General features: G+C 51.0%; 18 protein-coding genes. 15 read left to right on the top strand and 3 right to left on the bottom strand.

The window, feature by feature from the left end; translation table 11 throughout:
• Window positions 1–92: 92 nt before the first annotated feature.
• The 3 genes from gcvP to gcvT all read right to left on the bottom strand — a co-directional run bounded on the left by gcvP (window position 93) and on the right by gcvT (window position 4,910).
• A complete protein-coding gene (gcvP, locus tag H6F76_RS11765; RefSeq protein WP_190508374.1) occupies window positions 93–3,086 on the bottom strand; it encodes an aminomethyl-transferring glycine dehydrogenase in 2,994 nt (997 codons plus the stop codon).
• A gap of 287 nt (window positions 3,087–3,373) precedes the next feature.
• Window positions 3,374–3,763: a glycine cleavage system protein GcvH gene (gene gcvH / locus H6F76_RS11760; RefSeq protein WP_190454878.1), complete on the bottom strand. Its 390-nt coding sequence runs from the start codon at window positions 3,761–3,763 to the stop codon at window positions 3,374–3,376.
• A 31-nt stretch (window positions 3,764–3,794) separates the two neighbouring features.
• A complete protein-coding gene (gene gcvT / locus H6F76_RS11755) occupies window positions 3,795–4,910 on the bottom strand; it encodes a glycine cleavage system aminomethyltransferase GcvT (RefSeq protein ID WP_190508960.1) in 1,116 nt (371 codons plus the stop codon).
• Window positions 4,911–5,072: 162 nt separating this feature from the next.
• Between gcvT and trxB the strand changes: the two genes are divergently transcribed.
• The 15 genes from trxB (at window position 5,073) to H6F76_RS11680 (ending at window position 21,631) form a co-directional block, all read left to right on the top strand.
• On the top strand, window positions 5,073–6,440 hold the full coding sequence (gene trxB / locus H6F76_RS11750; protein WP_190508958.1) for a thioredoxin-disulfide reductase: 1,368 nt from the start codon (window positions 5,073–5,075) through the stop codon (window positions 6,438–6,440).
• Window positions 6,441–6,817: 377 nt separating this feature from the next.
• Window positions 6,818–7,396: a biotin transporter BioY gene (locus tag H6F76_RS11745; RefSeq protein WP_190454871.1), complete on the top strand. Its 579-nt coding sequence runs from the start codon at window positions 6,818–6,820 to the stop codon at window positions 7,394–7,396.
• Between the two features lie 64 nt (window positions 7,397–7,460).
• On the top strand, window positions 7,461–7,955 hold the full coding sequence (gene lspA, locus H6F76_RS11740) for a signal peptidase II (RefSeq protein WP_190454868.1): 495 nt from the start codon (window positions 7,461–7,463) through the stop codon (window positions 7,953–7,955).
• A 100-nt stretch (window positions 7,956–8,055) separates the two neighbouring features.
• Window positions 8,056–8,454 carry a phosphomannose isomerase type II C-terminal cupin domain gene (locus H6F76_RS11735; protein WP_190455360.1) on the top strand — a complete coding sequence of 133 codons (399 nt, stop codon included), beginning with the start codon at window positions 8,056–8,058 and terminating at the stop codon, window positions 8,452–8,454.
• Between the two features lie 268 nt (window positions 8,455–8,722).
• Window positions 8,723–9,784, top strand: a complete 1,062-nt coding sequence (gene bchI, locus H6F76_RS11730) for a magnesium chelatase ATPase subunit I (protein WP_190455357.1) — start codon at window positions 8,723–8,725, stop codon at window positions 9,782–9,784.
• 93 nt (window positions 9,785–9,877) lie between these two features.
• Window positions 9,878–10,366 (top strand): crossover junction endodeoxyribonuclease RuvC, encoded by a 489-nt coding sequence (gene ruvC, locus H6F76_RS11725; RefSeq protein ID WP_190454865.1) that lies wholly within the window; start codon window positions 9,878–9,880, stop codon window positions 10,364–10,366.
• A 386-nt stretch (window positions 10,367–10,752) separates the two neighbouring features.
• Window positions 10,753–11,280: a cell division protein SepF gene (sepF, locus tag H6F76_RS11720; RefSeq protein ID WP_190508372.1), complete on the top strand. Its 528-nt coding sequence runs from the start codon at window positions 10,753–10,755 to the stop codon at window positions 11,278–11,280.
• Window positions 11,281–11,857: 577 nt separating this feature from the next.
• The gene (locus H6F76_RS11715; RefSeq protein WP_190455353.1) at window positions 11,858–12,619 is read left to right on the top strand and encodes a DUF3891 family protein; all 762 of its coding nucleotides are present in this window, start codon (window positions 11,858–11,860) and stop codon (window positions 12,617–12,619) included.
• Between the two features lie 99 nt (window positions 12,620–12,718).
• On the top strand, window positions 12,719–13,276 hold the full coding sequence (locus tag H6F76_RS11710) for a GAF domain-containing protein (protein WP_242036616.1): 558 nt from the start codon (window positions 12,719–12,721) through the stop codon (window positions 13,274–13,276).
• 407 nt (window positions 13,277–13,683) lie between these two features.
• Window positions 13,684–16,911 (top strand): PAS domain S-box protein, encoded by a 3,228-nt coding sequence (locus H6F76_RS11705; RefSeq protein ID WP_190508370.1) that lies wholly within the window; start codon window positions 13,684–13,686, stop codon window positions 16,909–16,911.
• Window positions 16,912–16,995: 84 nt separating this feature from the next.
• Complete coding sequence (locus tag H6F76_RS11700; RefSeq protein WP_190508368.1) at window positions 16,996–17,922, top strand: tetratricopeptide repeat protein; 927 nt, start codon at window positions 16,996–16,998, stop codon at window positions 17,920–17,922.
• A gap of 98 nt (window positions 17,923–18,020) precedes the next feature.
• Window positions 18,021–18,905, top strand: coding sequence for an alpha/beta fold hydrolase (locus H6F76_RS11695; protein ID WP_190508366.1), 885 nt, complete (start codon window positions 18,021–18,023; stop codon window positions 18,903–18,905).
• Window positions 18,906–18,915: 10 nt separating this feature from the next.
• Window positions 18,916–20,097, top strand: a complete 1,182-nt coding sequence (locus tag H6F76_RS11690) for an AGE family epimerase/isomerase (RefSeq protein WP_190508364.1) — start codon at window positions 18,916–18,918, stop codon at window positions 20,095–20,097.
• A gap of 62 nt (window positions 20,098–20,159) precedes the next feature.
• Window positions 20,160–20,819 carry an NAD(P)H-dependent oxidoreductase gene (locus H6F76_RS11685; protein ID WP_190508362.1) on the top strand — a complete coding sequence of 220 codons (660 nt, stop codon included), beginning with the start codon at window positions 20,160–20,162 and terminating at the stop codon, window positions 20,817–20,819.
• A 62-nt stretch (window positions 20,820–20,881) separates the two neighbouring features.
• Window positions 20,882–21,631 (top strand): SDR family NAD(P)-dependent oxidoreductase, encoded by a 750-nt coding sequence (locus H6F76_RS11680; protein ID WP_190508954.1) that lies wholly within the window; start codon window positions 20,882–20,884, stop codon window positions 21,629–21,631.
• The last annotated feature ends 22 nt before the right edge of the window (window positions 21,632–21,653 follow it).

Below are 21,653 nucleotides of genomic sequence, written 5' to 3'. Positions count from 1 at the left end.
ACGTCCGACTAAAACACGTCTGACACCAGACCGATACGGGCAACCGCTGTTCCTAAATTGGGAGCGGTTGCCCCGCCTAAAGTTCGCCTTGCCTAGCTCTCGTAAGCCTCCATCGGTAAGCAAGTGCAGACGAGATTACGATCGCCATACGCCTGGTCAATGCGCCCCACTGCTGCCCAGAACTTATTGTCGCGCGCCCAGGCGGTTGGATAAGCGGCTTGCTCGCGAGTATAGGGACGATCCCAGTGATCAGTGAGCAGCGCGGCGGCGGTGTGAGGAGCCTGCTTCAGGAGATTATTTTGGCGATCGACTGTGCCTTCTTCGATCGCGCGGATCTCGGCACGAATAGCGATCATGGCATCACAGAAGCGATCAATCTCCTGCTTCGATTCGCTCTCGGTTGGCTCTACCATGATAGTGCCTGCCACAGGCCACGACACGGTAGGCGGATGGAAGCCATAGTCAATCAGCCGCTTGGCAATATCATCCACTTCAATTTCAGCCGTCTTTTTGAACTGGCGCAAGTCTAGAATGCATTCGTGTGCCACCAGACTGTTTTTACCCTTGTAAAGCACAGGGTAGTGCCCCTCTAACCGTTTGGCGATGTAGTTTGCGTTCAAAATGGCAACCTGCGTCGCTTTGGTAAGCCCTTCGGCACCCATCAACGCAATGTACATCCAGGAAATTGGCAGAATGCTGGAACTGCCCCAAGGAGCGGCTGACACGGCACCAATGCCCTGCTTGCCCCCAACCGAGACGATCGGATGTTTGGGCAAAAAGGGTAGCAGATGCGCTGCCACGCCGATCGGTCCCATGCCAGGACCACCCCCACCATGAGGAATGCAAAAGGTTTTGTGCAAATTCAAATGGCAGACGTCTGCGCCAAAATCACCGGGACGGCACAGCCCAACTTGCGCGTTCAGGTTGGCACCATCCATGTACACCTGCCCACCATTGGCATGAATACATTCACAAATCGCCTGAATGCCTTCCTCGAAAACGCCATGCGTCGAGGGGTACGTTACCATCAGCGCGGCTAAATTGTCCCGATGCTGCTCGGCTTTTGCCTTCAGGTCTGCAACATCAATATTGCCATCACGATCGCACGCCACTGCCACTACCTTCAGCCCTGCCATCACTGCACTTGCAGGATTGGTGCCATGCGCCGACTGCGGAATCAGGCAAATGTTGCGGTGCGTCTCGCCCCGCTGTTCGTGGTACTGACGAATCACCAGTAGCCCTGTGTACTCGCCCTGAGAGCCTGCATTGGGCTGGAGCGAGATGCCAGCAAAGCCCGTAATTTCTGCCAGCCAATGCTCCAGTTGCCCGAAGAGTGCCTGGTAGCCATGGGTTTGATCCAACGGTGCAAAGGGATGGATCTGCCCAAACTCTGTCCAGGTAATAGGCAGCATTTCAGCCGTGGCATTGAGCTTCATGGTGCAGGAGCCAAGGGGAATCATCGCCGTGGTCAGCGACAGGTCTTTGGACTCCAGGCGATGCAGATAGCGCAGCAGTTCTGTCTCGGAGTGGTACGTGTTGAAAACTGGGTGTGTCAGGTAAGGCGTAGACCGTAGGAGCGATGCAGGAAGGAGGGAGCGGGAGGAAGCAGCCAGCAAGTCTTCTGGAGTAAAGTGGGTGACTTCTGCGCCTGCAAAAACCTGAAAAAGCGCCAGCAAATCATCCGATGAAACGGTTTCATCGAGAGAAATGGTGAAGGTGTGAGCATCCAGTTGCCGCAGGTTAATCTTATGAGAATGTGCCCGCCGGATAACTTCGGATGCTTTGCCATTGGGGACGGTCACTCGCAGCGTGTCAAAGAAGGGTTCGGCACTGGGCGCGTAACCCAACCGCCGCAGACCTTCTGCCAGAATAACTGTGAGCTGATGGACCCGATCGCCAATCCGCCGCAGACCTTCGGGACCGTGGTACACCGCATACATACTAGCCATGATCGCCAGTAGCACCTGCGCCGTACAAATATTGCTAGTAGCTTTGTCGCGTCGGATGTGCTGTTCGCGGGTTTGTAGGGCAAGACGCAGAGCAGGAGAGCCATGCACGTCTTTAGAAACTCCGACTAGGCGACCCGGCAACTGGCGCTTAAAGGCATCCTTCGTCGCGAAATAGGCAGCATGAGGACCGCCATAGCCTAGCGGTACACCAAAGCGTTGAGTGTTGCCGATCGCAATGTCAGCCCCAAATTCTCCAGGCGGCACCAGCAGCGTCAGGCTCAGTAAATCGGCTGCTACCGTGACTAAGGCACCAGCAGCATGAGCGCGATCGCAGAATGCTCGATAGTCGTAGATGGCTCCATCGGTTGCCGGATATTGCAGCAGCACACCAAAGACGGGCTGATCAAACTGAAACGTACGGTGGTCGCCCACAAACACCTCAATGCCCAACGGTCTGGCACGAGTTTGCACAACAGCGATCGTTTGGGGATGACACGCTTCAGAAACCCAAAAGGCATTTGCCTTCGTCTTGCTTACGCCGTAGCTCATTGCCATAGCTTCTGCTGCTGCCGTTGCTTCATCAAGCAGAGAGGCATTCGCAATTTCTAGCCCCGTCAGATCTGTCACCATCGTCTGGAAGTTGAGCAGAGCCTCCAGTCGTCCCTGAGCAATTTCGGGCTGATACGGCGTGTATTGGGTATACCAACCGGGATTTTCAAGAATGTTGCGCTGAATGACAGGTGGCGTAATGCAGTTGGAGTAGCCCATGCCAATGAAAGAGCGGAACACATGGTTTTCCTGCGCCAGTTCCTTCAGTGCTGCCAGTAACTCGTATTCGGCTTTGCCAGCTTCTAGACGCAATGGCTTCCGTAGCCGAATCCCACGCGGAATGGCTGCATCCATCAAAGCTTCGAGACTATCGAAGTCGATCGCAGCTAGCATCTGGTCAAGATCACTGTCGCGCGGACCAATGTGGCGATCAACAAAAGAATCAGTGTAAACGAGGGGGTTGAGTAAGGGATGCGAACTAAAGGATGAGGGCTGATGGGTAGAGCCGCTGACCGTTTTCGGATCGGTGCCCTTGACCTCCGATTGGCGTTCACTCGCACTGGGTTGGGACGGAGAAGGCTCTAACATAGACGGCTCTGGCATTAGGAGGGTAGCGAACAAGTAGCGCTTGATCGGGTGCAGTTAGCAATGCTACACACTACGGCAGACTACTTTCATATTCTGCAATATCTGAGCAAAAAGCGCTGGGAGACAGAGAAAAGGTAAAAACAGTGAGTCCGAAGAAGGAATAAGGCAAGCGAAAGGCTAAGAGGTCAGATTCAGTCAGCAGAGCTGACTCAAACGCTCCTCATCCCTCCTTTCGCCCAACTCAGAACATTTAGCCTTCATCCCTTATCCCTCATCCTTGTATCCCCTCATACGCCTTCAACCTGCTGACGATACTCATCTGCCGAGAGTGCATCATCGACATCACCTGGATCGTTTACTCTCACCTTCAGCAGCCACCCCTCACCATAGGGGTCGTCGGCTAGCTGCTCTGGTGCTTCAATCAGCGGTGCGTTGATATCAATAACGGTGCCAGTAACAGGAGAGTTGAGGTCTTCTACGGCTTTGACTGATTCGACCGTGCCAAATTTTTCACCTTTTGTGATTGCGTCTCCCATCTCTGGCAGCTCTAAGAACACAATGTCGCCTAGTTGATCAATGGCAAAAGCACTAATGCCGATCGTCGCAATCTCCCCCTCTAAACGGGCATATTCGTGCGAATCCAGGTACTTCAAATCACCGGGATAGTCAAAAGTCATGTCGTCTCCTTAAAGCAATTTTGCCTGACAGCTATCGCAAACGGCGGTAGAACGGTTTTTTGACCACTACAGCCGGATAAAGTTTACCGCGAATTTCTACGTCGATCGCCTGACCCGGTTTACTCAAAGATGCAGGCACGTAAGCAAGCGCGATCGCGTGACCCAAGGTTGGAGACTGGGTGCCGCTCGTGACCTCCCCAACAGGCTGACCATCGTGAAACACTGGGTAGCCGTGACGGGCAATGTTGCGTCCCTGCATTTGAAGCCCAACGAGACGTCGCTGCACGCCTGATTGCTTTTGCTGCTCCAGCACCGATCGCCCAATGAAGTCCCCTTTGTCCAGATGCACCAGCCAGCCCAAACCGGCTTCAAGCGGTGTCGTCGTGCCATCAATATCCTGACCATAAAGCGCCATTGCAGCTTCCAAACGCAGGGTATCGCGAGCGCCCAACCCGCATGGGGTCACGCCTGCATTAAGCAGCGATCGCCACAACTCTATCCCTACCGATGGCTCGACCATGACTTCAAAACCGTCCTCACCCGTATAGCCTGTCCGCGCCAGAAAACCAGGTTGTCCTAAGACGTTGCTCTCCAAATGACCAAACGCTGGCACTGGGGCTAGATCAGCCTGCACAAAGGGCTGCAAGTGCTTCACGGCATCGGGTCCCTGCACTGCCAGCAGCACATGCGTTGTGGAAAGATCCTGAAACGTCAGCCGACTCTGATCAAGCTGTTCTAGCATCCAGGTCTTGTCCTTCAGCAGTGTCGCGGCATTGACGATCGCAAACCAGCGTTGTTGACCCGCTGCATCCAACCCCTGATAGTAAAAAATTAGGTCATCGATAATGCCTGCCTGGGCATTGAGCAGCACTGTATATTGTGCCTGACCGGGCTGCAAACGGCTCAGGTCAGAGGGCACCAGTCGCTGGAGTTGGTTTACTAAGCGATCGCCCGTCAGCAAAAACTTGCCCATGTGCGAAATATCAAACATTCCAGCCGACGATCGCACTGCCTGATGCTCGTGGGTAATGCCGCTGTACTGCACGGGCATTTCCCAACCAGAAAACTCAGTCATGCGCGCCTTGAGGCTAATCCCAACATCAAAGAGGGGGGTCCGCGCCAGAGGCAGCGGTATGTCCGGCACCATCGCTGCCTTGTTTTCGTGAGGTGTCACAAGTTCTGTTTCCTTGCCGTGAACACTTTTAATCCTAAAGGAAACCCGGTTGTTATGGCTGTGTATGACGGAAGGGTTGCATTAGGGGTGAAATAGATTATACTAAGCGTAGTCGTTATGAGTTTGTATAGGGCAATGACCACTCCAACCGTTGAAAATGTAGTGATTATCGGCTCCGGTCCAGCCGGATATACGGCAGCTATTTATGCAGCTCGCGCTAACCTCAAGCCCTTTATGTTTGAGGGCTATCAGGCGGGCGGTTTGCCGGGTGGGCAACTCATGACAACCACCGAAGTTGAAAACTTTCCTGGATTCCCAGAGGGCATCACCGGACCGCAGTTGATGGATCGGATGAAAGCACAAGCGATTCGCTGGGGTGCAGAGTTAGTGACTGAAGATGTCACATCGGTTGATCTTAGCCAGCGTCCCTTTGTGGTGCGATCGGATGAACGCGAAGTCCTTGCCCACAGCATTGTGATTGCGACCGGTGCAACAGCCAAGCGACTGGGACTACCGTGCGAAAGCCAATTTTGGAGTCGCGGTATCTCCGCCTGCGCGATTTGTGATGGCGCTACCCCCATTTTTCGATCGGCAGAACTGGCAGTTGTCGGTGGCGGCGACTCGGCAGCCGAAGAATCAATTTATCTGACGAAGTACGGCTCTCACGTGCACATGCTAGTGCGAACCGAAAAGATGCGCGCCAGCAAAGCGATGCAAGATCGTGTCTTGAATAACCCAAAAATTACCATCCACTGGAATACCGATATCGTGGATGTGTTTGGTGAAGCAGACCACATGAAAGGGATCAAGCTGAAAGACACTAAGACGGGCGAAGAGAGCGAGCTGCACGTCAAGGGGCTGTTTTACGCGATCGGGCATACTCCCAACACATCCCTCTTCAAAGGACAGCTAGAACTGGATGATGTGGGCTACATCGTCACCAAGCCCGGTTCGGTTGAAACCAGCGTCGAAGGTGTCTTTACCGCAGGCGATGTGCAAGATCACGAGTTTCGTCAGGCAATTACAGCAGCGGGCACAGGCTGCCAGGCAGCGATGCTGGCAGAACGGTGGTTGTCTGTTAATCATCTGATTCAAGAGTTTCACCAGACTGATTCTGAAAAGCCAGCCGCAGAACCGACTGCTAAGAAAACAGAAGCCGAACAAGAAACCGAATTCAGTGGGGAACGTACCCGGCACGAAGGAGGCTACGCACTGCGCAAGCTGTATCATGCCAGCGATCGCCTGATCATGGTCAAGTATGCTTCCCCGCAATGCGGTCCCTGCCATACGCTTAAGCCGATTCTGAACAAAGTTGTCGATGAGTTTGATGGCAAGATTCACTACATCGAAATCGACATCGAACAAGACCCTGAAATCGCTGAGGCGGCTGGCGTTGTCGGTACGCCAACGATCCAATTCTTCAAGGATAAAGACAAGGTGGCAGAACTAAAGGGCGTGAAACCGAAGAGCCAATATCGCGAAACGATCGCGTCCTACGTGTAGGAGGGTGAAAGGCGGAGGGCAGAAGGCAGAAGGCGGAGGGTAGAAGCAATTCAGTTGCCTGCTTTTCGCCTTAGCTATCTGTAGTTACAGCCGTTTCTGCAATATGCCAGGCTCTTGTACTAATGAGCTGTGAGGGATGATGATCTGCGTGCGTAAAGGGCTGTAAAACTGACACAAATGGAGGATCGCTGTTTAAGCATCAAGAAACCAACCGCTTGTACGTGCTGCTAGCAAATAAGTTTTGCCAGGTTAAGTAAGGGAGACAATGCCCTTTTAGTGCAAGTCAGTAGAGATAAAGCTGTTAAAAAGCAAAACGCAGACGGTAAAATTTTGGACTCTGCCGCAAGTTTGCTTTTACACTTTTACTTTTGCACGTCATGGCTTTTTCCACTGAATTGCTGTGGGCGCTCATTGGTCTCATCCTGACGATCGGGGGTACGTTTTTGGAAGCCTTTATGACGACCCCATCTTTAGGGGCGATAGGCTATCAAACCCACTCGTTAGGAGTCACTTACCAGTTTGGGGCAGCCTTGCTGGTGGGGTGCCTCGGCGGTAAAAATGCGGCTGCTCTGTCCCAAATCGCTTACATCATGCTGGGGTTGACCTGGTTTCCAGTGTTCGCTCAGGGTGGTGGCTTGGGCTACCTTAAGGAACCCAGTTTTGGATACATTCTGGGCTTTATCCCCGGCGCTTGGCTATGTGGCTATCTGGCATTCAAAGCATCAGCCAAGCTAGAGTCACTCGCTTTTAGCTGCTTGTGCGGGCTGCTGAGCATTCATGTGACAGGTATGCTTTACCTGGCGGCTATGTATGGGCTAGGGTTTGTCAACCAGTCTGGCTTGCCGTTGCAGCAGTCGTTGATGAAATATTCGTTGTACCCGCTGCCAGGGCAACTGGCGATCGTCTGTGCTGTGACGGTCCTTGCCTTTACACTGCGTCAACTGATGTTTTATTGATAGTCTGAGATGATTGCTAGTCTGAGAGGGCGTTGAGTGATGAGTTTTGCATTGGTCGCTTTTAATGTTCTTTAAAAACCGCTTCTTTTGGCTTGCTGCTTTGGTTGGACTGGCGCTCGATCGCCTGACCAAGGTGCTGTTCGTCACTTACATCTTTCCGCCCATTTTGAACTACACCATTCCGGTTATACCAGGCGTCTTTCACTTTACGTATGCGTTAAACCCCGGAGCAGCCTTCAGCATCTTTCCTGGCGGTTCAGTATGGCTGCGCTGGCTATCCCTGGGAGTCAGCCTTGGACTGATGGTGCTGGCGTGGTCAAAAAGATTTACGCTCAATCGCTGGGAGCAGGTCGGCTATGGGTTTATCTTGTCAGGCGCGCTGGGTAACGGGATCGATCGCTTTCTAGTTGGTGAAGTCATCGACTTTTTGGACTTCCGGTTGATTCGCTTTCCGATCTTCAACATCGCAGATACGTTCATTAATGTTGGCATCGTCTGTTTACTCATTGCCAGCTTTAAGCCATCGCCACCCCCAGAGCGTGAAATCGTTCGCAAATGAGCGGTAAGCCTTGATAGTTAAGGGTTATAGGGCATGGTGTATTGATGAGAGCGACTAAAAATCCGGCATGATAGGAGTGTGGATTTTGGTAGCTAAGATTATGGGCGAAAAAGGCAATCACGATCTCTCCTCCGTGCCACCTACTGACTCAGACACCGTTCGCTCTCGACCCTGGGGTACTGTAACGCTGCTAGAAGAAAGTAACCACTACCGCATTAACCGGATTGAGCTAGCACCTAGTCAGCACATTAGCACCCAGATGCACTACCACCGGAGCGAGCATTGGATCGTTGTTTCGGGCACCGCTAAGGTTATCTGCGATGGTCAAGAAACAACCCTGACACAAAAGCAATCGACCTATGTGCCGATGTGTACGCCCCATCGGGTTGAAAACCCTGGCGTGATTCCTCTAGTCATGATTGAGGTGCAAAACGGCGAATATCTAGGCGAGGACGACATTACGCGGTTTGGTGATGATCCAGGAGAAGACAAAAAGTAGAAGGCAGGAGGCGAAAGGCAGGAGGCAAGAGGCAGAAGGCAGAAGGCAAAAGGCGGAAGGGAACAGAGGGCAGAAGGCTAAACGCTAAACGCTGAGGGCTGAACGCTAAACGCTAGGGATTGAAGGCTTTACTTTTGCCTTCTTGCTTTTACCTTCCTCCATCCCCTCTATGGCACAATAAAAGACTGTAATCCACTCGCTTTCACTAACATCAGGTAAGTCCGTGAGTCCAACTGCGAATCCCGTCATAGCTGAAAATGGTCGATCGGTGCAGCCCACTTCCACCCGTCGTCGTCCGGTGTTTCCGTTTACGGCGATCGTCGGGCAGGAAGAAATGAAACTGGCACTGCTGCTCAATGTCATTGACCCTAAAATTGGTGGGGTAATGATTATGGGCGATCGTGGTACTGGCAAATCCACCACTATCCGCGCTCTGGCAGATCTGCTACCCGAAATTGATGTAGTGGCAGATGACCCGTTCAACAGCCATCCCCATGACCTAGAGATGATGGGCGATGCGGTGCGACAGCAGGTAGAACAAGGGCTAGATGTACCTGTAGCAAAGCAAAAAGTTACGATGGTGGATCTACCGCTAGGTGCAACGGAAGACCGTGTGTGCGGCACGATCGACATCGAAAAAGCGCTCTCAGAGGGGGTAAAAGCCTTTGAACCAGGTCTACTGGCGAAGGCAAATCGGGGCATTTTGTATGTGGATGAAGTCAACTTGCTGGATGACCACTTAGTGGATGTACTGCTCGATTCCGCCGCTTCGGGTTGGAACACGGTTGAGCGAGAAGGCATCTCGGTGCGGCATCCGGCACGGTTTGTGCTCGTTGGCTCTGGCAACCCTGAAGAAGGCGAGTTGCGTCCTCAGTTACTTGATCGCTTTGGGATGCACGCCGAAATTCGCACGGTGAAAGAGCCAGCGCTGCGAGTCGAAATTGTGGAGCAACGGACAGAGTTTGACCAAGATCCGCAGGTCTTTCTGGAAGCCTGCCAAACGCAGCAAGATGAATTGCAACAGCGGCTAGTGCTGGCTCAAGAGCGACTGAAGACGGTGGCGATCGACCACGATTTGCGTGTCAAGATTTCTCAGGTTTGCTCTGAACTTGATGTAGACGGTCTTCGAGGCGACATTGTAACTAACCGTGCTGCTAAAGCGTTAACTGCCTTTGAAGGTCGGGATGAAGTGACAGTGCAGGACATTCGTCGTGTTGTCACTCTCTGTTTGCGCCACCGTTTGCGTAAAGATCCGCTAGAATCGATCGACTCTGGCTACAAGGTTGAAAAGGTCTTCAATCAAGTGTTTGGGCTGGAGGTCGGAGAATAGTTTTGAGTAGCACTTTGTGCCACTGCGCTCGACAGTATCAAGTTTTGAGTCTCCTGCTTAACTTAAAACCCTTAAGTTAACACTCTTAACTTTATGCAAAAGATTCTTGGTTTAGATCCAGGGCTGGCAACGTTAGGCTTTGGTGCGATCGCTTGTTCGGGTCTGGCAGCAGGCAGCACCGAAGCGCAGGTGTCTGTGCTGGATTATGGCGTGGTGCAGACTCCAGCAGGCAAGGAGATTGGGCAGCGCCTCATTATTATCCATGACGATTTGCATACGCTGATGAAGCAGTGGCAGCCAGATCTGGTAGCGATCGAGAAACTCTTTTTCTACCGGATGGGCAACACGATCGCCGTAGCACAGGCGCGGGGTGTAGTGATGCTGGTACTGGCGCAATACAGCGTACCCTATGTGGAGTTTACCCCCGCACAGATTAAGCAAGCGCTAACAGGCTATGGCAATGCCGACAAGCATCAAGTGCAAACAGCAGTTACGCGCGAACTGCATCTAGACCAAATTCCCAAACCTGATGACGCAGCGGATGGGTTAGCCGTCGCGCTCACTGCTTGGTATCAAAACTAGGCTATTGGCTACGTAACCCTGTGCTCATTCAGTACAAATCGTTTGCCTTAGTTAACTGCATAGGACAGAGTACAAACACAGACGTATCGGTTCCCTCAAGACCAGGCTCCATAACATTCATTACGCTTCCCCTTTATGTACAGCCCAATCGACCCGCGGAGCAAGGCGGAGCGATCGACAGCAGCATCAAGCATTTTCACAAATGCTTGCTCTTTCGCAAGAGGACATGAAGAAGGCGTTTTCGATACATAATGAACACAGAGAATAATCAGGTTAGCCGTTGCTAGTTAGCTATCTTCTTGCAGAGATAGACGAAGCGACAAATAACGCTCGGTCTCAAATCGGGTTAAGATGGAACACATGAACTAATCTAGAGGTTGGTCGTCATGAATATCTTTCGGCGCGTGTGGGATTCGTTTGGCTTCGAGGATCGCTACGACGAGAATGAGTACGAGTACGAGTACGAAGAAGAAGGCTCTCCCGCAGCCTACTACAGCTCAGAGACGATGGATGCTATGCAGCAATCAATGCCGCCTAGCAATGCCAGCAATGTAGTGGGTATGCCAAACCGAAAGACAGTGCATACAGAAATGTTTCTGATGGAGCCTCGATCGTTCGAGGAAATGCCCCAAGCGGTGACTGCTCTGCGTGAGCGGCGATCGATTATCTTGAACCTAAGCCTGATGGATGCTGACGCGGCTCAGCGTTGCGTTGATTTTGTCGCTGGTGCTGCGTTTGCCATTGACGGGCACCAAGAGCGCCTTGGTGAGCATATTTTCTTGTTTACGCCCAGCTTTGTACAGATCAGCAGCTACCCGTCTGTAGCACACCCAGCACCACAGCGAGGAGCTATGCCATTTACGCAGATCACGCAACCTGCACCTGCTTGGGGCAGTATGTCTCAGATGAGCTAGTGGCAAGAGTCTATATAGTAAAACCTGAGATATATACAATCCAGAGTTATAGCTAAGTTACCGTGCGATCGTCTCTGTAAAGTTAGTCGAGGTGATCGTTGCTGTTATGGACATTACTTTCACTATTTAATTACGCCCAGGTACTCACCATCAATCTGTTTGCTTGCTTCGACGTGATCTGCTTTACCACCTCATTGCTGCTGCAAGTGGAACAAAGGTAAGTGCTCAAACCAGATGTCAACGCAGGGAAAAGCTTCTGCTTCGTTCTCCCTTGTTTTCACGAATCTAGAGCATTACTACTCTGGTGCTGTTGTAAGCCGTATAAGCGAAGGTTGAACGTGTTGTCGTGGTTTTAACTACGAGATGCCTTGAGCAGCACGTTACAGCAAACCAGAAAAGGGTGATAAAAAGGCATTGAGTCAAACTCAATCAAATGATTCAGCCGCCTGGTAGATATTAGTAATGGTCTCTTTCGTTACATTTGTACATGGTTTAAGACCGTGCTGAGTGAGCCGATCGCGGGTTCAAACTCAGATAAGATTTACCTTTGGCAACGTTTAACCAGGAGAATGTCCTTGTGATTGTTCATCAGACTCAGAACGGCTGGCAGATCATTTATCATCGTGCTCATGCTTTGCTGGCCGCTCAAATAGCAGGGCATTGGCGACGTAAAGATTCACCCCCTCGACTCTATGAAACCGTAGCAGCGATATCGCATCATGATGATCTAGAGAAAGAGTGGGAACACGACAACCTGACAGAAGCAAAAACACCTAAAGACTTTTTGATGGATGAGGGCGGCTCTTTTGAACCATTACGGGAGCATATAGAGCGTTCTTTGTATCGTGGGCGGTGGGTGGCTTTGTTAAACTCCATGCATCAATCTCACTTAAACGCTAGTAAGCGTGGTACGTCTGCTGAAGCCGATGCTTTTTTGGATGAACAATTAGAAAACCAGACACGGTGGCGTGAAGACCTGTCAATATCGCAAGAAGATGCCGATAGTGCCTATGCATTTATGCAGTGGTGCGATCGCCTTTCACTCATTCTTTGTCAGCAAGAGCTACCAATGGATGAGCGTGCGTTAGAAATTAGCAAAGGTCCCGATGGCCAACGGTACTATGTAATCCAAAGCGATAACGGCTTGGTGACAGTCACGCCCTGGTGTTTTGAAGACGATCGCTTTACGGTCAATGTGGAAGCAACAGCGCTCTCGCAAGTAACCTTTAAAGATAACGAGCAACTAGTAGAAGCCTTAAAACATGCGCCCCGCAAGCTACTGGAATGGACGTTTGTAAAGGAAGCTCCTGAAGTAATGCAAGAGAATCCATTGAGTTAGCACATAACCACACTTGTCATTTGCGTCAGCCACACTGCCATCATTGATTGATTAGCAAGAAAGTGTGGTTGCCGAAACATATTGTCAGAGGATAAGCCATTGCTCAAGTCTAAGTTCGATCGCCTGCCTGCTTCCCTTGCTAACGTCCTGGCAACAACCTCAACGCCCGAAACGCTATTCAATGCTTTGATGCCTGCACTTGGAGATTATTTGGCGTGCGATCGCTGCTTTCTTTATCTGCGAGAGCCAAATACACGCTTGGGCAAAGTACCTTTTTACTGGGTACGCCATGCTGATATTCCAACGGTGTACGACGAAGACTGGAAGCTTGAGCCACCGTCCTTGCCTGATGATGATCCAATGTTTGCTGCTGCTTTACGTACAGAGCCTTCCATTGTGGTTGACGATGTAGAAGCTGCCAGTGCCGACACTGTAAACAAACAGTTTGAGCAGGAAAATTTTGGGCATCGTGCCCTCATTCATGCCCACATTTGCTGTGAAGGACAGCTTTGGGGTGTCCTACAGCCCAGCGTCTTTGGTCAGCCACGGCACTGGACACAGACAGAACAGGAAGCGATCGAGCAAGTAGTACAAGCCATTACACCGAGCGCTGTTGCTTACGTTAAGGCAGCAGTGAAGCCACCAGTGACGCAATAGGGTATCGCCTGATCGTGCGTCTTGCATCACAGTTGCTAAAAAGCGTTCGTATGTTGCGCTGAACCATAAGCGTTATGGAGCAGAGACTCGATCGGGCATGGCAGTGCTGTATCCGATCGAGTGCGATCGCACTCTGAATTTAGGCTGTATGAAAAATAACATTTTCTGGTTTGAGGAAGATTCAATAAACCTCCTGCACAGTCGTTAATGCCTTCTGATCAAAGGTGTTTTTGATTGTGTACATCTACCTATTTCGCTAAAATTGTCTCTACCTTTAGGTAGGAAAGCAGCCTGCATCGCTCTTTCGTTTGCCTGGCTGATTATGGTCCTGATAAATTTCTGTTTATCAAGCGCTCTCCTGAAGACAGCTTGCAAATGCCGCACGGAACCCGAATCAAAGCAGGACTATGACGCATGACATGAGAGTGGGCTTCTTGCAGAGACTGTTCCGGGTGCAGCGCTCTCAACTGTTTTACTATGGCAATGCAGTTGTAGCAGCAACGATCGCGCTCTTACTGACACAGCTACTATGGCCACTGCTAAACCCACTTGTGTTTACGCTGTTTTTTGGGGCAGTGGCGGTAAGCGCCTGGGCTGGCGGCATAAAACCAGGCTTATTAGCGATCGCGCTCTCCACTTTCTACAGCGTCTACTTTTTCATCGAGCCGATCTACTCACTGGAGCTTCCTAGTGTCAGCCGGGTGGTGCAAGTGGCAACATTCTGGCTCGTGTCCTTTCTTATTACTTTTCTCTGCTCACAGTTGCAGGCTGCTAAACGTAAAGCCGAAGCAAGCTTAAGGTTAGTTCGTCAAAGTGAACAGCGCTTTAGCCGCTTGGCAGAATCGAACCTGATTGGCATCATCACGAGTGACTTAAACGGCACACTGGTAGAAGCAAATCGTACGTTTTTGCAGAGTCTTGGGTATACCCTAGAAGACTTGCGTGCTGGACGTATGCAATGGCGATCAATCGCTCCCTCTGAAGCATTGAATCTGCATGAGCCGTTGCAACCACCAACCGCGATCGCCTACGCTACACCGCTTGAAACAACATATCTCCGCAAGGATGGTACGCATGTGCCTGTGCTCACTGGTTCTACCCTGGTAGATGAGGCAACGGTAATGAGCTTTGTGCTGGATATCAGCGCCCTCAAAGAGGCTGAAACTAGCCTACTTGAGACTCAGATCCATCTGGAACAGCAGAATACTGAGTTAACGCTCATCAACGAAGAGTTAGAAACAACGCTGGAAGAACTGCGACTCGCCGAAGAAGAACTGCAACGGCAGAATGAGCAGCTACAAACCGAACAGCAACGCTATCAAGATTTATTTAACCTGGCACCCGACGGCTATCTAGTCACCGATGTCGCGGGGCTAATTCAGGAGGCAAATCAGGCGATTAGAACCCAGTTGGCGATCGAGCTAGCAAGCTTATTGGGGCAGCCGTTGCTCAACTTCATCGCCAGCTCAGACCTGATGGTATACCGCGATCGACTTCATCACTTAGCGACACGGCAGCAGGTGGAACAGCCAGAGCCGCAGTCTTGGACGATGCAGCTACAAACTCGACAAAAGAAGCTCTTTCCGGCTGAGGTAACGGTTGGTTGTGTATATGACTCTACTGGCAGCGTGACTAGCCTTCGTTGGCTCATTCGTGACATCACTGAGCGTCAGCAGGCAGAGACGAAACTGCGCGAGAGTGAAAGTCTGTATCGGGCGATCGGCGAAACGCTGGACTACGGCATCTGGGTTTGCGACCCGGCTGGGCGTAATCTTTATGCCAGCGAATCGTTTCTGCAACTGATTGGGCTGACGCAAGAACAGTGTTCTGAGTTTGGCTGGAGCAAGGCGCTGCATCCTGATGATGCAGAATCGACGATCGCTGCCTGGAAAGAATGTGTTCGCACAGAAGGCACCTGGGATAGGGAACATCGCTTTCGAGGTGTAGATGGCAATTGGCATCCTGTCCTGTCACGAGGCTTATCAGTTCGCAATGAACGTGGCGAAATCATTCACTGGGCAGGCATTAACCTGGATATTAGCCGTCAAAAGCAGGCGGAAATCGCCCTACGTCAAAGCGAAGAGCACTATCGGTTTTTAGTTGAATCCATTCCCCAATTGGTTTGGACAGCTGAACCTAAGGGTATGCTGCTCGACGTTAATCAACGGTGGGTAGATTTTACAGGGTTAACGCTTACCGAGGTTCAGTTGGAGGGTTGGCAAGCGGTTATTCATCCCGACGATATACCAACTCTCAGCGATCGCTGGGTTACAGCTCAACAAAGTGGCAGTTACTACCGTGCTGAAGGGCGCATACGCCATCTTGATGGCTTTTACCGTTGGCATTTGCACCAGGCGATCCCGCTGAAGGATGAGCAGGGACAGGTAGTGAAATGGTTTGGCACTGCAACTGATATTGACGACCAAAAACGGCTGGAGCAGCAGCGTAATCGCAGTCTGAAACAAGAACAAGTTGCCCGCGAAGTTGCCGAACAAGCAAATCGCATCAAAGACGAATTTCTGGCAGTCCTTTCGCATGAACTGCGATCGCCCCTCAACCCCATTCTGGGCTGGTCGCGGCTACTTCAAACACGCAAATTAAACGAGGTTCAAACGACAGAAGCGTTGCAAGTCATCGAACGCAACGCTCGCTTACAAGCCGAACTAGTTGAAGACTTGTTAGACATTTCGCGGATTATGCAGGGCAAAATTAGCTTAGATGCTGTCCCAGTGGCTCTAGCAACCGTCATTCAAGCCGCGATCGAAACGGTGCGTCTGGCAGCGGAAGCCAAAGCAATTCAGGTGCAGATAGCGCTGGCACCGGACGTAAAACCTGTTGCTGGCGATCCCAATCGGCTTCAGCAAATCGTTTGGAATCTGTTGTCCAATGCTGTTAAGTTCACACCGTCTCACGGACGAGTGGCAATTCGACTAGAGCAACTAGAGAGTCAGGCTCAGATCACGATCGCGGATACGGGCAAGGGTATCCCGCCAGACTTTCTCCCCCATGTTTTTGACTATTTTCGTCAAGCAGAAGCAGCCACAACCAGAAAGTTTGGTGGTTTAGGGCTAGGGCTAGCGATCGTCCGCCGCTTTGTTGAACTACATGGCGGCACAGTCGAGGTTGACAGCCCTGGTGAAGGCTTGGGGGCAACCTTTAGGGTTAGGCTACCATCGCTAGAGAATGGCAGCAGCACTCCAGCAGAAACTAATGCTGCTTCCTGCATCACCTTTCACGATCGACCCCTTCAGCACGTGCGGATCTTGGTCGTTGATGATGATGCCGATGCACGTACATTTATCACCTTTCTACTTGAGCAATATGGTGCCACTGTTAAGGCGGTCACGTCAGCAAATGAAGCACTGACTGCGTTAAGCCAGTTTCAACCTAATGTTTTGGTTAGTGATGTTGGTATGCCGCTTACCGATGGCTATATGTTGCTACGTCAAATAAGAACCCTACCGCCAGAGCAAGGCGGTCAAGTGCTGGCGATTGCCCTCACTGCCTATGCTGGAGACGTGAATTATCAGCAAGCAATGGCAGCAGGGTTTCAAGAGCATCTGTCCAAGCCAGTAGAATCAGACACCCTCGTGGCGACGATCGTGCGCTTAATGCAAAGCAAGCAACAACCTTAATTCTCTCAATGTCTCTCCGTACTTCTTAGGACGTGGAGCCACGGGGTGTCAGTTAGAATCAGGGCAACATAATAGCTCGATCGCATGACGTTTTATCAGGCAGTGCAGCGCATTCTTTCGCAAAAGCGTACTCTTTTCAGATCGGCTCCTGCATTGCACCAGCCCAACCCACACCGGACCAGACGCTACTGGCTGGTGGGGGGTAGCACTTTAGCAGCCACGCTACTGTTGTTGGCAAGCCCCACTGCTTACAATGCTTATGTTGAGCGGGGCGTTGCTCTGGAAGATCAGGGCAAATTGGGCGAGGCGATCGCAATCTATGAAACTGCTCTGCGCTTTTACCCTAAGGATGCGTTCACCTACTACAACCTGGGGTCGGCGCTAGAGAAACAGGGGACGCTAGATGGCGCGATCGTGGCGTACAAGGCTGCCATTCAGCACGATGCTCGCTACGCTTTTGCCTACAACAACATCGGGTTCGCGCTGGAGCAACAGGGGAAACCGAATGATGCGATCGCGGCTTACCAAAAAGCAGTTGCCTTTAACCCAACCTATGCGTTTATACACACCAATATTGGTGATCTCTATAGCAAACAGCAGCAGTTTAGTCAGGCGATCGCTGCGTATCGGCAAGCCATTCAGACCAATCCCAAGCACATATTGGCTTACAACCATCTGGGTGTAGCGCTGAGAAAGCAAGGCAAATTACAAGAGGCGATCGCAGTCCATCAATACGTTATCCGGCTTGATCCTCGCTACATAGCTGCATACAGCGACCTGGGCAGCATTTTTGCGATGCAGGGCAAACTAGAGTCAGCGATCGTCGCCTATCGCAAAGCCTTACAGCTCAACCCTAAAAATGCCGCTTTCCACTACAGTCTAGGTGTGATTCTAGAACGGCAGGGAGAGCTAAAAACAGCACAGGCAGCGTATCAGCAGGCGATCGTCCTCGATCCGACAACTGCGGTTTACAAAAGTGCTCTCAGCAAGCTACAGCAGCTTGCCAACTAAAAAGAGTGACAAATAAAAGGGATTTCTTACTTGAGTTCCTGTCTGCGAAGGGCGATCGGTTGTTAGACTGCGCTTGAACACAAGCCGTTAGCCCCCGATTGATTATGTCTGAAGCATCCTGGCACCACGACACGATTCACACCAACGGCATCAAGCTGCATTATGTGACTCAAGGCGAAGGTCCGCTCATGCTGATGCTGCACGGCTTTCCAGAGTTCTGGTACTCCTGGCGACATCAAATTCCAGAGTTTGCCAGAGATCACAAAGTCGTGGCGTTAGACTTGCGTGGCTACAACGATAGCGACAAGCCAGAAGCACAGTCTGCTTATGTGATGGCGGAATTTATCAAGGATATCAAAGGTGTGATTGAAGGTTTGGGCTACGCTCGCTGCGTCTTAGTCGGTCATGATTGGGGTGGCGCGATCGCCTGGTCGTTTGCCTATGCGTATCCAGAGTTGATCGATCGCCTGATTGTGCTGAATCTACCCCATCCCGCCAAGTTTGCTGAAGGATTACGCACGCCCCAGCAATTGCTCCGTAGCGCTTACATCTTTTTCTTCCAGCTTCCTATCTTGCCCGAATTACTGATTCAGTTAAACGATTTTCAAGTGTTGGAAGCCGCCTTTAAAGGCATGGCTGTTGATAAAACGACCTTTAGCGATGACGATATTGAGGCGTATAAGAATGCGTTCGCAAAACGGGATACCTTAACGGCGACACTCAACTATTACCGCAATATGTTCGAACAAGGCTTAACAACCAGCGATTGGGGCATTCTTACCGTTCCCACGCTACTTATCTGGGGCGAAGCGGATGCGGCTTTGGGGAAAGAACTGACCTACGGCACCGAAAAATACGTGCAGGATTTCCGCATCCGCTACATCCCCAATTGCAGCCATTGGGTACAGCAAGAACAACCGCAGTTAGTCAATCAATTGATGCGAGAATTTCTTGGGGAGTCGGGAATAGGGAGTCGGGAATAGAGGTAGAGGCATGGAGAAAGATTTTAAGGGGCTGGCTAACCAGTATAAAAAGGCGCTGCTGGATGATGTGATTCCGTTTTGGGAGCAGCATTCGATCGACTGGGAGAAAGGTGGTTACTTTACCTGTCTCGATCGCGCTGGCAAAGTCTATGACACTGACAAATTCATCTGGTTGCAAAACCGTCAGGTGTGGCTGTTCTCCATGCTCTACAACCAGCTTGAAAACCAGTCTGAGCAGCGTGACCACTGGTTAAAAGTTGCGGCAAATGGTGCGAATTTTCTTGCCAAACATGGGCGCGATGCGGATGGTAACTGGTACTTTGCGCTCGATCGTGCGGGCAATCCACTGGTGCAACCTTACAACATCTTTTCTGACTGCTTTGCGGCAATGGCATTTAGTAAGTATGCGCTGGCATCCAATGAAGACTGGGCAAAAGAAGTCGCGTTGCAGGCGTATAACAACGTGCTCCGGCGCAAGGACAACCCCAAAGGAAGCTACAACAAAACGTTTCCTGGCACCCGTCCGTTGAAATCTCTGGCAGTGCCAATGATTCTTGCCAACTTATCTCTGGAAATGGCTTGGTTGTTGCCGAGCGACCAGTTAGAGGAAGTTCTGGCTGCTACGGTTCAAGAAGTCATGACCGATTTTTTGGATGGCGATCGAGGACTCATGTACGAAAACGTTGCGCCTGACGGTACTCATGTTGATTCGTTTGAGGGACGGCTCATCAACCCGGGTCACGGCATTGAAGCAATGTGGTTTGTGATGGATATTGCGAAGCGTCGTAACGATACCAACACCATTAACCAGGCAGTAGATGTTGTGCTTAATAGCCTCAACTTCGCCTGGGATAAAGAATACAACGGCTTGTACTACTTTATGGATGCAGAGGGTCATCCGACGCAGCAATTGGAATGGGATCAAAAGCTTTGGTGGGTGCATTTAGAAGCGCTGGTAGCACTGGCAATGAGCTATCGCCTGACGGGACGAGAGGCGTGCTGGGAGTGGTATCAAAAACTGCATACCTACACCTGGTCACACTTTGCTGATCCTCAATACGGAGAGTGGTTTGGCTACCTCGATCGTCGTGGCGAAGTTCTCTTAAACCTTAAAGGTGGCAAATGGAAAGGCTGCTTCCATGTTCCACGGGCGCTTTACCTCTGCTGGCAACAGTTCGAGGCGTTAAGTTAGATTATTCAACGCTCAGACGATTGTGTTCGCTATAATCGGGGTGCCTTTACAGAGCGATACATATGAGTACTGCTGTCGTTTCAACCGAACAATTACTGCAACAGCTACATTGGCGCTACGCTACCAAAAAGTTTGATTCGACAAAGACGATTACGCCTGATGTTTGGCAAGCCCTGATAGAGAGCCTAGTTCTGGCTCCATCTTCATTTGGGTTACAGCCCTGGAAGTTTTTTGTCGTCACCAACCCCGAAACTCGTCAGCAGTTACTTGAGCATAGCTGGGGACAAACCCAGGTCGTTGAGGCATCCCATCTAGTAGTACTAGCGTTCAAAAAGGGTTTGAATACAGACGACGTTGATCGCTTTATGCAAAATATGGCGGACGTGCGTCAGGTGCCGATCGAAAACTTGCAGGGATTCGCTAAGGTAATCAACGGCTTTATGGCTAAGCCTCCCTATCCTCTTGATATTGATGAGTGGTCGAAGCGACAGGTTTACATCGCGTTAGGGCAATTTATGACAAGCGCCGCTCTGTTAGGCATTGATACTTGCCCCATGGAAGGCTTCAACCCACCAAAATACGATGAGATTTTAGGGTTGACAGAGCAAGGCTATGCCTCTGTCGTGCTTTGTCCGGCAGGCTATCGAGCAGAGGATGATAAAAGTGCATCGCAGGCGAAAGTACGCTACCCAGCTCAACAGTTGGTACAGTACGTGTCGTGACAGCTGTTAGCTTCAACTCCCTGACATCGCCAGATCCCCAACTTCTTGAAGAAGTCGGGGATCTGAGTAGCGATCGTCCACCCAAAGCAGCACTGATTGTTGGAGCAGGTCAGGGTATTGGGTTAGAGTTTGCGCGACAGTTCTTGCAGGCAAACCGGGTCGATCGTCTCTATGCCACCTACCGCAACCCGCAAGCGGATCTATTGGCGATCGCCGATCCGCGTCTCCGTTGTTTGCCGATGGATATTACAGACGAAGCGCAAATTGTTGCGGTAAGGCAAGCGATTCAAGCAGAAAGCCCAGCCCTGCACTATGTCATCAACTGCGTCGGTGTGTTACATGAAGGCGTAATGCAGCCCGAAAAAAGCTTGCGGCATCTCAACACTGATCAGCTGCTCCATTATTTTCAGGTCAATAGCATTGGTGCTGTGCTGCTAGCAAAACACGTACAGCCGTTGCTCAAGCATAGCGAGCGCGCCGTTCTAGCAACTATTTCCGCAAAAATTGGCAGTATTGGTGATAATCACGTGGGTGGATGGTACGGCTATCGAGCATCCAAAGCCGCGTTAAATATGTTCATGCGATCAACCGCGATCGAATACAAGCGCACCTGCCCACGAGCGATCGTCGTCACCTTGCATCCTGGCACTACCGACACACAGCTATCGAAACCCTTTCAGCGCCATGTGCCGCCAGAAAAACTCTTTACCGTCGATCGCACCGTCAAGCAATTGCTTACCGTACTTGATCAACTTCAAGAAAGCGATAGTGGCGAGTTTTTCTCCTGGGATGGCAGTCGCTTGCCCTGGTAAATGCCTAGAAGCCGAACTTCTT

The organism is Leptolyngbya sp. FACHB-321 (assembly GCF_014695975.1).
Taxonomy (GTDB): Bacteria; Cyanobacteriota; Cyanobacteriia; order Leptolyngbyales; family Leptolyngbyaceae; genus Stenomitos.
This window is presented reverse-complemented; position numbering and strand designations above follow the sequence as displayed.

Bases quoted from the DNA above. Each gene is read 5' to 3' on its own strand.
- gcvP (WP_190508374.1), bottom strand. From the start codon at position 3,086: ATGTTAGAGCCTTCTCCGTCCCAACCCAGTGCGAGTGAACGCCAATCG.
- gcvH (WP_190454878.1), bottom strand. From the start codon at position 3,763: ATGACTTTTGACTATCCCGGTGATTTGAAGTACCTGGATTCGCACGAA.
- gcvT (WP_190508960.1), bottom strand. From the start codon at position 4,910: ATGGTGCCGGACATACCGCTGCCTCTGGCGCGGACCCCCCTCTTTGAT.
- trxB (WP_190508958.1), top strand. From the start codon at position 5,073: ATGACCACTCCAACCGTTGAAAATGTAGTGATTATCGGCTCCGGTCCA.
- H6F76_RS11745 (WP_190454871.1), top strand. From the start codon at position 6,818: ATGGCTTTTTCCACTGAATTGCTGTGGGCGCTCATTGGTCTCATCCTG.
- lspA (WP_190454868.1), top strand. From the start codon at position 7,461: ATGTTCTTTAAAAACCGCTTCTTTTGGCTTGCTGCTTTGGTTGGACTG.
- H6F76_RS11735 (WP_190455360.1), top strand. From the start codon at position 8,056: ATGGGCGAAAAAGGCAATCACGATCTCTCCTCCGTGCCACCTACTGAC.
- ruvC (WP_190454865.1), top strand. From the start codon at position 9,878: ATGCAAAAGATTCTTGGTTTAGATCCAGGGCTGGCAACGTTAGGCTTT.
- sepF (WP_190508372.1), top strand. From the start codon at position 10,753: ATGAATATCTTTCGGCGCGTGTGGGATTCGTTTGGCTTCGAGGATCGC.
- H6F76_RS11705 (WP_190508370.1), top strand. From the start codon at position 13,684: ATGACGCATGACATGAGAGTGGGCTTCTTGCAGAGACTGTTCCGGGTG.
- H6F76_RS11700 (WP_190508368.1), top strand. From the start codon at position 16,996: ATGACGTTTTATCAGGCAGTGCAGCGCATTCTTTCGCAAAAGCGTACT.
- H6F76_RS11690 (WP_190508364.1), top strand. From the start codon at position 18,916: ATGGAGAAAGATTTTAAGGGGCTGGCTAACCAGTATAAAAAGGCGCTG.
- H6F76_RS11685 (WP_190508362.1), top strand. From the start codon at position 20,160: ATGAGTACTGCTGTCGTTTCAACCGAACAATTACTGCAACAGCTACAT.